At 64.2% G+C, this 13,052-nt stretch carries 14 protein-coding genes; 6 read left to right on the top strand and 8 right to left on the bottom strand.

Annotated elements, in window-relative coordinates; genetic code table 11:
• Positions 1-72: 72 nt before the first annotated feature.
• From ABY403_RS06680 to ABY403_RS06650, 7 genes are all read right to left on the bottom strand, one after another.
• A complete protein-coding gene (locus tag ABY403_RS06680) occupies positions 73-462 on the bottom strand; it encodes a hypothetical protein (RefSeq protein ID WP_372839981.1) in 390 nt (129 codons plus the stop codon).
• Positions 463-579: 117 nt separating this feature from the next.
• Positions 580-1,758: an N-acetylglucosamine-6-phosphate deacetylase gene (nagA, locus tag ABY403_RS06675; RefSeq protein ID WP_372839980.1), complete on the bottom strand. Its 1,179-nt coding sequence runs from the start codon at positions 1,756-1,758 to the stop codon at positions 580-582.
• On the bottom strand, positions 1,758-2,780 hold the full coding sequence (locus ABY403_RS06670; RefSeq protein WP_372839979.1) for an SIS domain-containing protein: 1,023 nt from the start codon (positions 2,778-2,780) through the stop codon (positions 1,758-1,760). The genes nagA and ABY403_RS06670 overlap by 1 nt, the downstream gene beginning before the upstream one ends.
• 18 nt (positions 2,781-2,798) lie before the next feature.
• Complete coding sequence (locus ABY403_RS06665; protein WP_372839978.1) at positions 2,799-3,572, bottom strand: GntR family transcriptional regulator; 774 nt, start codon at positions 3,570-3,572, stop codon at positions 2,799-2,801.
• Complete coding sequence (locus ABY403_RS06660) at positions 3,569-4,393, bottom strand: ABC transporter permease (protein WP_372839977.1); 825 nt, start codon at positions 4,391-4,393, stop codon at positions 3,569-3,571. The genes ABY403_RS06665 and ABY403_RS06660 overlap by 4 nt, the downstream gene beginning before the upstream one ends.
• Before the next feature lie 11 nt (positions 4,394-4,404).
• Positions 4,405-5,355 carry an ABC transporter permease gene (locus tag ABY403_RS06655; RefSeq protein WP_372839975.1) on the bottom strand — a complete coding sequence of 317 codons (951 nt, stop codon included), beginning with the start codon at positions 5,353-5,355 and terminating at the stop codon, positions 4,405-4,407.
• A 62-nt stretch (positions 5,356-5,417) separates the two neighbouring features.
• A complete protein-coding gene (locus ABY403_RS06650) occupies positions 5,418-6,917 on the bottom strand; it encodes an ABC transporter substrate-binding protein (protein ID WP_372839974.1) in 1,500 nt (499 codons plus the stop codon).
• A 209-nt stretch (positions 6,918-7,126) separates the two neighbouring features.
• On the opposite strand from ABY403_RS06650, the gene ABY403_RS06645 reads away from it, so the two are divergent.
• The 6 genes from ABY403_RS06645 to ABY403_RS06620 are packed head-to-tail and all read left to right on the top strand — an operon-like array spanning position 7,127 to position 12,448.
• Positions 7,127-8,080: an ABC transporter ATP-binding protein gene (locus ABY403_RS06645; protein ID WP_372839973.1), complete on the top strand. Its 954-nt coding sequence runs from the start codon at positions 7,127-7,129 to the stop codon at positions 8,078-8,080.
• Positions 8,077-9,021, top strand: coding sequence for an ABC transporter ATP-binding protein (locus ABY403_RS06640; RefSeq protein ID WP_372839972.1), 945 nt, complete (start codon positions 8,077-8,079; stop codon positions 9,019-9,021). Before ABY403_RS06645 ends, ABY403_RS06640 begins: the two co-directional genes overlap by 4 nt.
• The gene (locus ABY403_RS06635) at positions 9,003-10,004 is read left to right on the top strand and encodes a serine hydrolase domain-containing protein (RefSeq protein ID WP_372839971.1); all 1,002 of its coding nucleotides are present in this window, start codon (positions 9,003-9,005) and stop codon (positions 10,002-10,004) included. The genes ABY403_RS06640 and ABY403_RS06635 overlap by 19 nt, the downstream gene beginning before the upstream one ends.
• 1 nt (position 10,005) lies before the next feature.
• Positions 10,006-11,139: an anhydro-N-acetylmuramic acid kinase gene (locus ABY403_RS06630; protein ID WP_372839970.1), complete on the top strand. Its 1,134-nt coding sequence runs from the start codon at positions 10,006-10,008 to the stop codon at positions 11,137-11,139.
• Positions 11,136-12,032, top strand: coding sequence for an N-acetylmuramic acid 6-phosphate etherase (locus ABY403_RS06625; protein ID WP_372839969.1), 897 nt, complete (start codon positions 11,136-11,138; stop codon positions 12,030-12,032). The genes ABY403_RS06630 and ABY403_RS06625 overlap by 4 nt, the downstream gene beginning before the upstream one ends.
• A complete protein-coding gene (locus ABY403_RS06620) occupies positions 12,029-12,448 on the top strand; it encodes a GNAT family N-acetyltransferase (RefSeq protein WP_372839968.1) in 420 nt (139 codons plus the stop codon). Before ABY403_RS06625 ends, ABY403_RS06620 begins: the two co-directional genes overlap by 4 nt.
• A gap of 6 nt (positions 12,449-12,454) precedes the next feature.
• Here the strand turns inward: ABY403_RS06620 and ABY403_RS06615 are convergent.
• Positions 12,455-13,052, bottom strand: a 598-nt coding sequence (locus ABY403_RS06615; RefSeq protein WP_372839967.1) for an STAS domain-containing protein, incomplete at its 5' end; no start/stop codon positions are given.

Raw genomic sequence — 13,052 nt, 5'->3', positions numbered from 1 at the left:
TTTGCGACACGCTACGGCGGCGGCGCGCGATTCTGCCCGTTTCCGCCTTCATTCCTGCCTCCTGCTTACGCCTTATGGCTTGCGTTTGCGTGGTGTGCCGCCGGTAGCCACCTTGATTTCGTCGTCGATGCCTTCGACGATCTCTTCAGTTGTCACCGCGGCAAGTGCGCTCAGCTTACCCGCCTCGGCGCTGTAGTCCGATGTCGCACCTGCCAGAAACTCTGACCAGATGGCCGAGATTTGCTGGCTGTCTTCAGCTTGCGCCAATGCTGCGTAAAGCGCGCGGTCTTTTTCATACCGGGTTTTCAGGAAATCGATCGATTCGATGCTTTGGCGCAGCACCGCGTCCATGATCCGTGCTTGCGCGCGCATCATGCCCTTTGCCATATCGCCAATGTGCGCAGGATCCGCCAGCGGAGCCATTCCGGGCCCCTTGTCACGCTTGGCCTTTTCATTGGTCATATCGTGGGCCTCCCTTCCGATAGGGTTGCCACCGCCGCGCCCCGGGGCGTCATCGCCCCGAAGCCGGAGGCGCGCAGGCATTTTATGCGCCGCGCGGCCTAGAGGCCATGATTTCTGTCAAGCGTTGGTCTGCGCCGCCCCGGGCAACCGCGCGCCGTCGCGCCAGACGGATTGCACCTGCAATCCTGCATCAAGATGCACCAGATCGGCGCGCGCGCCCGCGCCAAACTGGCCACGGTCCGTCAGGCCCAGAAACGCCGCCGGGTAGGCCGATGCCATGCGCAGCGCCTCGGCCTTGCCGCCCACCAGTGTTTTTGCGGCAAACCGCACCGCCGAGGCCATGTCGAGGTCTGACCCCGCAAGCGTTCCATCGGCCAGCGTCAGGCGCGAAATACCGTCTGTTACCGCGCGGCTGATCTTGCGCCCATCAAGCGTCAGGCTGTCTTGCGAGGCACCTACCAGCGACATCGCGTCGGTTACCAGAAACAGCTTTCCGGGGCCAAGTTTGGCGCGCAGCGCCACCCGCAGTGCCGTGGGGGCCACATGCGCAGCATCCGCGATAATTCCGCCCCAGATGCGGCCATCATCAAGCGCGGCACCCACCAGCCCCGGCGCGCGGTGGCCAAGCCCGCTCATCGCGTTGAAAAGATGGGTGACGCCTCGTGCGCCCGCCTCGAAATAGGCGCGGGCCGTGGCCTCATCACAGTCGGTATGGCCAAGGCAGACAATCGCCCCCGCCGCCACCAACTGCGCTACTTGCGCGGTGCTGACCTGTTCGGCTGCGACCGTCAGCACCAGCAGCGGCAATTCTGCCGCTGCGTTGGCAAGCTCGTTGGCGTCGGCTTCGGTCATCGGGCGTAGATGGGCCGCAAGATGCGTGCCCTTGCGCGCAACCGCCAGATGCGGGCCCTCCAGATGCAACCCGGCGACCCCCTGCCCGGCTGCCACCGCCTGCTTGGCCGCCGCAATCGCGGCACTGGCGACACCCGGCTTGTCGGAAATCAGCGTCGGCAAAAGGCTTGTGGTGCCATAGGCGGAATGTGCCTCGGCAATCCGCAGCATCGTCTCGGCGGTGGGCGCGTCGTTAAGCAGCACACCGCCACCACCATTTACCTGCACGTCTATGAAACCGGGGGCGAGCACGCCTCCGGCCAGCCGCCACTGCTTGGCCCCTTCGGGCAGCGCCGACATGGGCACGATGCCCGCAACCTGCGCACCATCCAGCAACAACGCCGCGCGCGCGTAAAACCGCGCGCCGTCAAAGATCCGCGCCCCTGTCAAAGCCAGCAGCGCCATCAGAGCGTCTCCGTGACCTTGGCAAGGTTGGGCGGACGGTCGGGGTCGAACCCGCGTGCGCGCGAAACCGCCTCGATCAGGCGATAATAGTGCAGCAGGGCCACCAGCGGGTCGATCAGGCCGCAGCCGGTGGTGGGCAGTGCAACCTCGCCCGGCTCGGGGCGCGAGCCAAGCGCCAGACAGCGCGCGCCCATGGTGCCAAGCCGCGCCAGCACCTGCCGGTTGCCCACAAGCCCAGCATCGTCAGGCAAAAAGGCAACAACCGGAAAACCGGGGCCGACAAGGCGCATAGGTCCGTGCTGCAATTCGGCCAGCGAAAATGCCTCGGCATGCAGGGCCGCAACCTCTTTGGCCTTCAGCGCCGCCTCAAGTGCTATGCCATAGCCCGGCCCGCGCCCGGCAACGAACAACGAGCTTGCCCCCGACAGCACATCAAGTGCGGGGCCGAACGGCAAATCTTCGGTTGCCGTCAAGGCCTCTGGCAGGCGTTCAAGGCCCGCCGAAAGCGCCTTGCCCCCTCCCACCGCCGACGCAATCGCGGCCAGTGCCGCGACCGAGGAGACGAAGCTTTTCGTCGCAGCAACGCTGCGCTCTTCGCCCGCGCCAAGGCCGATCACGATATCGGCGGCCGCCGCGACCGGGCTTTGCACCACGTTCACAACCGCAACCGTCAGCGCGCCGCCCGCCTTGGCCGCGGCCTGTAGCGCCACGATGTCAGGGCTGGCACCCGATTGCGAAATGGTCACATGCATCGCACCTTCCAGACGCAGCGGGCGGCCATAGACCGAGGCGATCGATGGGCCGATCGAAACCACAGGCAGGCCGGTTTCCAGCTCCATCAGGTATTTGAAAACGGTCGCCGCGTGGTCGGATGACCCGCGCGCCGCGGTTGAAACCAGCCGCAGATCGCGCCCGCGCACCGCGCGCGCTAGTGCTTCGAACGCAGGCGCTTCGCGCTTCAGCAGTTCGGCCACCACTTGTGGCGATTGCCCGGCCTCAGCCAGCATCAGGGATCTGGACATGGCAAAAAGCCTCCGGGATCAGGGTTGCAGTGTAAGTTCGGCGATGAAGTCATAGCGGTCGCCGCGATAGGACGAGGTGGTAATCTCGATCGGTCGCCCGTTTGCGAGAAACGCGCGCCTTTCGATATGCAGGATCGGGCTGCCGAGCGCCACCCCCAAGAGCCGCGCTTCATCGGCATTGGCCACCGCGGCGCGCAGGCGCTGAAGCGCGCGTGCAGGCATATGCCCCGATGCGCGCAACGCCTCGTATAGCGACTCTCCCAAAGTGGTGGGATCAATTGCATAGGCAGGCACTATTGCATTTTCGATGGCCAGCGGCTCGCCATCAGACAAGCGTACGCGGGCAAGGCGAAAGACCTGATCGGCGGGCGAAAGCCCGAGTTTGAGCATATCCGAGGGGTCAGGCGCACAAATCTGCTTTTGCAGCACCCGCGAGGAAACCTTGGCCCCGCGCCGCTTCATATCTTCGCTAAAGCCCACCAGAACCGAAAGCGGCTGGTCGATCTGGCGCGTGACGAAAGAGCCAGCGCCATGCCTGCGCGCCACCAGCCCTTCGCGGCAAAGCTCGTCTACTGCTTTGCGCACAGTCACGCGCGAAAAGTTTGTGGCGCGCACAAGGTCACGTTCGGACGGCATCGCATCGCCGCCGCGCAGATCGCCCGCTTCGATCAGCCCGCGCAGTGCAGTCGCAAGGCGCAGATAAAGCGGTTGGTCGCCCGAACCTTGCATCCGCGCCGCAAGCGCCTCAAGCAGGGATGGTTCGGCAACTGCATCTGCGGCGGGCTGGTTCATCGCCGAGCCCCTTCTGCATCACGCAGGCGCGGATCAAGCGTGTCGCGCAGCGCATCGCCCAAGAGGTTGAAGCCGAAGGACAAAAGCAAGATCGCAATGCCTGCAAACACCGCAGGCCACGGCGACAGCAGCAGAAAATTGCGCCCCTCCGACAGCATCAGCCCCAGCGAAGGCGTCGGCGGTTGCGCGCCAAGCCCCAGAAACGACAGCGACGCTTCAACCAGAATTGCCGCTGAAAGCAGGATCGAGGTTTGCACCAATATCACCGAAACTAGGTTGGGCAGAATATGGCTGAAGATGATGCGTATGTCAGACGCGCCAACCGCACGCGCGCCCAACACATATTCCGCCTCGCAAAGCACCAGCGCAGGCCCGCGCAACAGCCGCGCGAAGATTGGCGTATAGACGATGGCAATGGCGATGGCGGCGCTCCAAGCGTTTGGCCCAAGCACGGCGATCACGCCGATCGCCAAAAGCAGAATCGGAAAGGCAAACAGCACGTCCATCAGCCGCATCACGATACGGTCGAACCAGCCCCGGTAAAAAGCCGCGGCCATGCCGATGCTGCCCCCCGCGATCAACGCAAGCCCCACCGCCGTCGAGGTGGTGAAAAGCGATGTGCGCGCGCCCCAGATGATGCGTGAAAGCACATCGCGCCCCAACTGGTCGGTGCCAAGCAGGTTCAACGCGTTCGGCGGTTTGATGCGCTGCACCATGATCTGCTTGAACGGATCCTGAAAGCCGAGCCAAGGTGCGGCCAGTGCCAGCACCACTTGCACCACCACGAATACTGCCGCGAATGTCAGCAGTTTGTTTTTCAATAGCCTACGCATCAATTGCGCACCCTCGGGTCGATGGCCGCGTAAAGCAGATCGACCGCAAAATTGACCAAGACGAAGGTCGCGGTAATGACCAGAATGGTCGCCTGCACCAGCGGGTAGTTGCGTTCCGAGATGGCACCCAGCACAAGCCGCCCCAGACCGGGGATGGCAAACACCTGTTCCACCACAATTGCGCCGCCCAACAGATAGCCGACCGATACGCCGACCGAAGTGATGAACGGAATCAGCGCGTTGCGCAGCGCATGGCGATAGACGACGCGGCGTCGGCTTGCCCCTTTTGCCCGCGCGGTGCGCACATAGTCTTGCCCCAGCGCGTCAAGCATGGCCGAGCGCACGAGGCGCGAGAGGTTGGCCAGCATCGGCAAGCTTAGCGCGATGACCGGCAGCACCATGCGTTGCAGATTGCCAACCGGGTTTTCGGAAAACGGCACATAACCCAATGCGGAAACGCCGGGCAAAAGCTTGGCCACCGCGAAGATCGACACGATGCCCAACCAGAAAGAGGGAATGGTCAAACCGGCAATCGCGCCGATGCGCACCGTAACCTCTGCCGCGCCGCCGCGGGCCTGCGCCATGAAAGCGCCGATTGGCACCGAAAGCCCCGCACCCACCAGCACCGATAGCGCCGTCAGTTCGAGCGTCGGCCAGATGGCGAGTGCGATTTCGCCCAAGACCGGCCTTCCGGTCCAGATCGAAGTGCCAAGATCGCCGTGTAGCACGCCCCAAAGCCAATTGCCGTATTGCACCAGCAAAGGGTCATCGAGCCCCAAGCGGTCGCGCAACTCTGCAATTCGGTCGGGCGTGATTTCGGTATTTGCCCCTAGCATGATCGCAACTGCGTCACCGGGGATCATTCGGATCATCAGAAAAACCACGATCGAGACCCCTAGCAGCACAAAGCTGAGGTCGATCAGGCGGCCGATAAGAAAGCGCGTGTTCAAGGGGCTTATCCTGCTGGCAGATTCCCGGCGGGCGCGGGAGGGGGCACCCGCCGGGAATGCGGTTACTCGGACAGAGTAACGGTGACGAGGCTGGTCAGACGACCGAGCGGGTTGATCTCGAACCCGTTCACTTTCGCGCCGGTCGCGGTGGCAAGGTCGCCATAGGCGATATGCGCGATCGGGCCAGTGCAGGCGAGTTTACGCTGCGCATCGTCATAGATCGCCTTGCGCTCTGCCTGATCGATCACCGAACGGCCCTTGTCGAGCAGCGCGTTCAGATCCGCGTCTTCATATTTGAAAACGTTGGTCGAACCGCCCGAGTAGAAGGTGCGATAGAAATAGAGGTCCGGGTCCGGGCTGCCGCCGTTGGCCGATACGAACATATCGAACTCGGAATTGCGCCAGTCTTGCACGAACTGCCCGATTTCTTGGTTGACGAGCTCTACCTCAAAGCCGCCAGCCGCCAGTTGCTGCTGCACGACTTGCGCGATGTCGCGGGTGTCTTGCCGCGGCAGCACCTTCATCACGATCTTCACCGGTGCTGTCATGCCCGCCTCGGCCAGCAGCGCCTTGGCGCCTTCGACGTTCGGGGTGTAGCAGGCGTAATCAGAGGTCGGCAGCGCCCATTCGACCAGCGCGGGCGACAGCGGGCCACCGGGCACGCCAGCGCCAAACAGCGCGCCGTCGATGATTTCCTGCCGGTCAAGCAGCATGTTCACCGCTTCGCGCACACGCGGATCGCCCAAGGGGCCGCGGGTTACGTTCATGCCGACCAGCGTGTAGCCAAGATCGCGGGTCTCGTGCACGGTGATGCCGGGCTGGCCTTGCAGTTGCAGCGCGGTGGCCGGGTCGATCGAGGGCAGAATGTCGTATTCGCCGCTTGCAAGCCCCACTTGCCGGGTTGCCGCTTCGGGCACGAAGCTGAACTTGATCCCGTCAAGCACTGGCAGGCCCGCTTCGCGGTAATCCGCGAATTTCTCGAGGCTGATGAAGCTGTTCGGCTGCCATTCGACAAACTTGAACGGGCCAGTGCCGACCGGCACCTGTTGCAGCGCTTCTTTGTTGGTTTCGGCCTCGGCGGGCACGATTGCGATGTAGGACAGCGATGCCAGCAGCGGCGCGAAGGGCGCATTGAGCGTCAGCTCCACCGTCAGCGGATCGATAACCTTGACGCCGACCACGGGCGAGATGCGGCTGGACATGGGCGAGGCGATATCGGGCGATTGCACGCGACGGATCGAGGCGGCCACGTCTTCGGCATCGAAGGTGCTGCCGTCGTGGAAGGTTACGCCGGGATGCAGCTTGAACGTATAGACCAGACCATCTTCCGAGATCGTCCAGCTATCGGCAAGCGACGGAACCACGCTCAGGTCGGCGGTCAGGCCGGTGAGGCCCTGATAGACGTTGTCCTGCACGATCATGACCGAGTTGAACGCGGTCACCAGATGCGGGTCGAGCCCTGCGGGCGAGGTATCCATCGCCACGTCGATTACCGCCGCAGACGCGGCTCCTGTCAGAAATGTCGTCGCCAGAAGCGTAATAGCGAACCTTTGCTTGAGCATGTTTTTCCCACCCTGGTAAGGCGCCTTTCACCCATTCGGCTTGCCGCCGTGGCCGAACGCGCCGAGTTATGTGATAAGTCCAGTTTGTTACCACCCTAGACATAGGGAACGCTATGGTATTAGAAATCGTCTGACAAGGGGTTGCTTCGGTTGCCCGTCATTCACCGCCAATCGGCCCCCGCCGCGCATAGCGAAAACAGGAGCATTACTTGACTGACACGCCGCTGCTAGTCATCGACGGGCTACAAATAGACGCGGGCAACCGCCCGGTGGTCGAAGACCTTGCCCTGACAATTGGTGCGGGCGAAATGCTTGGGCTGGTGGGCGAATCAGGTTGCGGCAAATCGGTAACCGCGCTCGCGCTCATGCGTCTGCTGGCCACGCCGCCAATGCACATTCGCGCCGGTGCGATACATTTTGGCGGGCGCGACATTCTCAGCCTTTCGGAAACCGAAATGGAAGGTCTGCGCGGCGACGATATCGCGATGATCTTTCAAGAGCCGATGACCTCGTTGAACCCGGTCTTTACTGTGGGCGACCAGATTGCGGAGGCGCTGCGTCTGCATCGTGGCATGGCGGGCCCCGAGGCGTGGCGCGAGGCAGAGCGGCTGTTGGAACTGGTCGGTATGCCTGCCCCTGAAACCACCGTGCGCCGCTACCCGCACCAGATCTCGGGCGGCCAACGCCAGCGGGTGATGATCGCCATGGCGCTTGCCTGCGAGCCAGATCTGCTGATCGCCGATGAACCGACGACCGCGCTTGATGTAACCGTGCAGGCGCAAATCCTCGATCTGCTAGACGATTTGCGGCGCAAGCGCGGCATGGCGGTGCTGTTGATTACCCATGATCTGGGTGTTGTGTCGCAATATTGCGACCGCGTGGCGGTGATGTATGGCGGGCGCATTGTAGAGGTTGCGAGCTCTGACGAGCTATTCACCCAGCCGCGGCATCGTTACACCGCAGCACTTCTGGCCACGATTCCCGCCTCGAACCCGCCCGGAACGGAACTTCCGGCGATTGCAGGCACCGTGCCGCCGCCGGGGCACCGCCCGCCCGGCTGTGCCTTCGCTCCGCGTTGTTCAGCCGCCATCGCGCGCTGCCACGCCGAAATGCCGCCGCTTGGCGGTGATGCCCACCTTTTCCGCTGCTGGAACCCGGTATGACGCTTCTGGAAACTCGTGATCTGAGCAAGACCTACCCCGGCGCGCATGGCGCGACGGTGCAGGCGGTGTCCGAGGTATCGCTTACCCTCGATGCGGGCGAAGTGCTTGGCGTCGTGGGCGAATCGGGCTGTGGCAAATCTACGCTGGGGCGCAGCATTCTGCGGCTGGCAGAGCCTACGGGCGGGCAGATCCTGTTTCGGGGCAAAGACATCACGCGGGCCTCGAAGCATGAGATGAAGGCGCTGCGGCGCGATATGCAGATCATCTTTCAAGACCCGTTCGGCGCGCTGAACCCGCGCCACAAGATCGGCCATATTCTGGCAGAGCCGCTGATCGTGCAGCGCGTAGGCGATAGCGCCAGTCGCAGCGCGCGGGTGACGGAACTGCTTGAGCTTGTGGGCCTGCCGCCCGAGGCCGCGGCGCTTTACCCGCACGAGTTTTCCGGCGGCCAGAGACAGCGCATCGCCATTGCGCGCGCGCTTTCACTTGACCCCGCGCTGATCGTCGCGGACGAGGCTGTGAGCGCGCTTGATGTTTCTATCCAAAGCCAGATCATCAATCTGATCGCCAGCTTGCGCCGCAGGCTCGGGCTTGCCATCCTGTTCATCAGCCACGATCTTTCGGTCATTCGTCACGTCTCGGACCGGATCGCGGTGATGTATCTGGGGCGGATCGTCGAAATGGGCCCAACCGAAGCGATCATGTCGGCACCGCAGCACCCCTATACACAGGCGCTGCTGTCATCGATTCCTCGGCTGGGCGTGGACCACCGTTCCCGCATCGTGTTGCAGGGCGAAGTGCCCGACCCCGCGCATCCGCCCGCGGGCTGCGCCTTTCACAGCCGCTGCACAAAGGCGATGGACATCTGCAAGCAAGTCCGCCCACTACTGCTGCGCCACGACGGCACCCCGCAGGAGGTTGCATGCCACCTCTTCCCCTGATCGAGCGCGCTTTTGCCCCGGTCCGGGCGGCGATTGCCGCAAACCGTATTCCCGGTGCGGTGCTTGGGGTGGTTGATGGCAGGGGCCGCGCGGTGCTGGCAGAGGGTTCGGCGCAAACCGTGCCGCTGACCCGCCCGATGACGCGCGAGACGTGGTTCGACCTTGCCTCGCTGACCAAGGTTTTGTTCACCACGCCGCGGATTCTGGCGCTGGCCGAGGCCGGGCACATCGACCTTGACGGGCCGTTGACCCAGCTATTGCCCGACCTGCGCCAATATGATGCCGAGGCGTGGGAACGGCGCGTCACCTTTCGCCAGTGCCTTGGCCACCTCACGCCATTTCCGGCGGTGGTGCCGATCTACACCCTTGGCCGCGACCCGGAACTGTTGCGCGCCTGGGTGCTGCAAAACGAATGGCGGGCCGGGCCGCCGGTATATTCGGACGTCAACTTCATCCTCTTGGGCCTTGCTTTGGAACGGTTTTACGGAAAAACCATCCGCGCGATGGAGCCCGGCGCGGGTCTTGCTTGGTCTGCTGCCCCCGAGGCCAGCGCCGCCACCGAAGATTGCACTTGGCGCGGCCGCGTGCTTTCGGGCGAGGTGCATGACGACAATACCTCGGCACTGCAAGGTGCTGGCCACGCGGGGCTTTTTGCGCCGATTGATGCGCTTTTGGACCACGCGCAGGGACTGCTTGATGGCACCGGGGCCAGCGCCGGTGTGATCGCGGCGATGCGCGCCCCGCTTTCGGATACCCGCACGCACGGCTGGCAGCGCGCCCACCCCGGTTGGTCGGGCGGCGACACCGCCCCGGCCGCGACCATCGGTCATACCGGGTTTACCGGCACCGGGCTTTGGATTGATTTTGCCGCGGGTCGTGCTTGGGCGCTATTGACCAACCGCATCCATCCTACCCGGCATTTTGATAGCGGAATCATAGCATTGCGCCGCGCAGTGGGCGATGCGATCTGTGAGGGAGACTGATATGGACCCCGTCTGGGCCGTAGGGCTGATGACCGGAACCGTGCTCGATGGCAACATCGACGTGGCGATGCTGAAAACCGATGGCGAAACCGTAGCGGAACTTGGGCCATACAGGCTGGCACCCTACCCGCCCGGCTTGCGTGATCTGCTGGAAGCGACGCTGGCCGAAGCGCGCCAGTGGAACTTTCAAGGCCCCGATCCCGCGATCTTTGCCGAGGCCGAAGAGGCGCTGACCCGCGCGCAGGCCGAAGCGGTTCGCGATCTGGTTGAAAATGAGGGGCCGGGGCTGGCGCAGCTTGGCATCGTAGGCTTTCATGGCCAGACCGTGCTGCACCGCGCGCCGCAATCGGGGCGCAAGGGTGCGACGCGGCAGTTGGGCAACGGGCAGTTGATGGCCGATCTGCTGGGCGTGCCGGTGGCCTATGACTTCCGCTCGGCCGATGTTGCGGCAGGCGGGCAAGGCGCGCCACTTTCCGCGATTTATCATGCGGCGCTGCTGCGCGGGCTGGGGCAAGGGCCGAGCACTGCGGTGCTGAACCTCGGCGGTGTTGCCAATGTGACCTGGTGGGATGGGGCCGAGGGCGTGATTGCCTTTGACACCGGCCCCGCGAATGCGCCGATCAACGATTGGGTCAAGGCGCAGGGTCTGGGCGAGATGGACCGTGGCGGCGTGCTGGCGCAAAGCGGCAAGGTCGATGAGGCGCGGCTGGCCGATCTGCTAACCCACCCGTGGTTTGCGGCCCCCTACCCCAAGTCGCTCGACCGGTTCGATTTTCCTGCCGCGATGGCATCGGGCCTCGACCCGGCGGATGGGGCGGCTACGCTGACCGCCTTTACTGCCGCCGCAGTGGGCCGTGCGCTTGATCTTTTACCGCAACGTCCGAATCGGCTGATTGTGTGCGGCGGCGGGCGGCACAACCCGGCGATCATGGCAGCGCTGGCCACACGCGCGCGCATCGAGGCGCTGCCTGCCGAAGCGGTCGGCTGGCGCGGCGATGCGATCGAGGCGGAATGTTTCGCTCTTTTGGCAAAGCGCGTTGCGCGCGATCTGCCAATTTCATTTCCCACAACCACTGGCGCCCCGGCCCCGATGACCGGGGGCCGTCTGGCAGAACCAAAAGCGAGGACACGATGACATCTACCGAAACCGCCTCGCCACGTTATGTGGGCATCGACGAATGGCCCACCGCCGAACTGACCACCGCGATCATCGAGGCGCAGTTTTCCGCCGTCGCTGCGGTGCAAGCGGTTTCGGCGGCGATCGCGCAGGCGGTCGATCTGGCTGCGGCGCGGCTGGGGACGGGCACCGGGCGGCTCGTCTATGTCGGCGCGGGCACCTCGGGGCGTATCGCCACGCAGGATTGCGTCGAATTGCGCCCCACCTTCAACTGGCCCGATGCACGCACGCTGGTGCTGATGGCGGGCGGCAGCGGTGCCTTTTTGCGCGCTCATGAAGGTGCCGAAGACAGCGAGGCCGATGCGATTTCGGCACTAGATGCCGCGGCGGTCGGGCCGAGCGATGTGGTGCTGGGGGTCGCGGCCAGCGGTGGCACGCCCTTTACCTGCGCCGGGCTGCGCCATGCGCGCGCGGCGGGCGCACTGACCATCGGGTTTTTCAACAATCCGGGTGCGGCACTTGCCGATGTGGCCGAACTTCCCGTGCTGTTGGCCACGGGGGCCGAGTTTCCCGCAGGTTCGACCCGGATGAAGGCAGGCAGCGCGCAGAAGGTGGCGCTAAACGCGTTCTCCACCGCGCTGATGGTGCGACTTGGTTTTGTTTACAAAGGCTTGATGGTCGAGATGAAGCCAACCAACGCCAAGCTGCGGATTCGCGCACAAGGCATGGTGGCGAAGCTGGCGGGCAGCTCGCCCGAGGCTGCGCTTGTGGCGCTGGACGCCGCGGAGGGCAGCATAAAGCTGGCCACGCTGATGCTGGCGCGCGGGCTTTCGCGTGCCCAAGCCGAGGCGGCACTGGATGCCGCAGCGGGGCAACTTGGTGCCGCGATGGCCGCAGCGGGGGCCAAATGACGCCGGTTCTCGAACTGACATCAAGCCCTGATGAGGCCGATCTGGCCACCATCGGTGAAGGGTTGCGCGCCTTTAACGCCACCGACACTGGCCCGTTCGAGCGGCTGCCGCTTGCCGTGATTCTGCGCGGATCTCAGGGCGAGGTGCTGGGCGGCATCTCTGGCTACACCGCGTGGGGCTGGCTTTATGTGCAGTGGCTTTGGCTTGCCGAGTCGATGCGCGGCCAAAGGTGGGCCGGGCGGATGCTGGCGCTTGCCGAGACCGAGGCGCGCACGCGCGGCTGCCACGGCGCATGGATCGACACGTTCAACCCGGTGGCGCTGGCGGCCTACAAGCGCGCCGGCTATGCCGAGTTTGGCAAACTGCCCGAGTTTCCGCGCGGCCGAAGCCGGTATTTCCTGCAAAAACCGCTCTGATCGCGTTCAGACAGCGATTGGCGCGCGCTCGCGTGACCCGGCCAGCGCTTGCCACGCATCCCATTGGGCCAAAAACACCTGACCTGTCAGCGCCGACAGAAAATGCGTGCGCTGCAAGCGATCCATCACCGGCCCCTTCACCTCGGACAGATGCAGCGCCACGCCTGTTTCCGACAGCCGCGCGTTGATCTCTTCGAGGCTTTCGAGCGCGCTGAGGTCGATCTCGTTTACCGCCGAACACATCAGCACCACATCGCGGATCGCCCGATCTTCGGCCAGGCGGTCAAAAACCAGATCTTCCAGAAACCGCGCATTGGCGAAAAAGAGGCTCTGGTCGATCCGCAGCGTCAATAGCGCGGGGTCGGTGATGACCCGGTGGCGCAGGATATTGCGAAAATGCTGGGTGCCGGGCACGAGCCCGACCTCGGCCACATGTGGGCGTGAACTGCGCAAAAGATGCAAGCCCACCGAAAGCGCAACCCCCGCCGAAATCCCCGCCTCTACCCCAACACCAAGCGTGATTAGAATGGTTGCCGCAACCGCGATGAAATCGGCCCGCGCATAGGCCCAGGCGCGCTTCAGAATCGTCAGATCAACCAGCGAT

The sequence above is a fragment of the Phaeovulum sp. genome, from assembly GCF_041596715.1.
Taxonomy (GTDB): Bacteria; Pseudomonadota; Alphaproteobacteria; order Rhodobacterales; family Rhodobacteraceae; genus UBA6213.
Note: the sequence above shows the minus strand (reverse complement) of the source record. Positions and strands in the feature narration are given on the sequence as shown.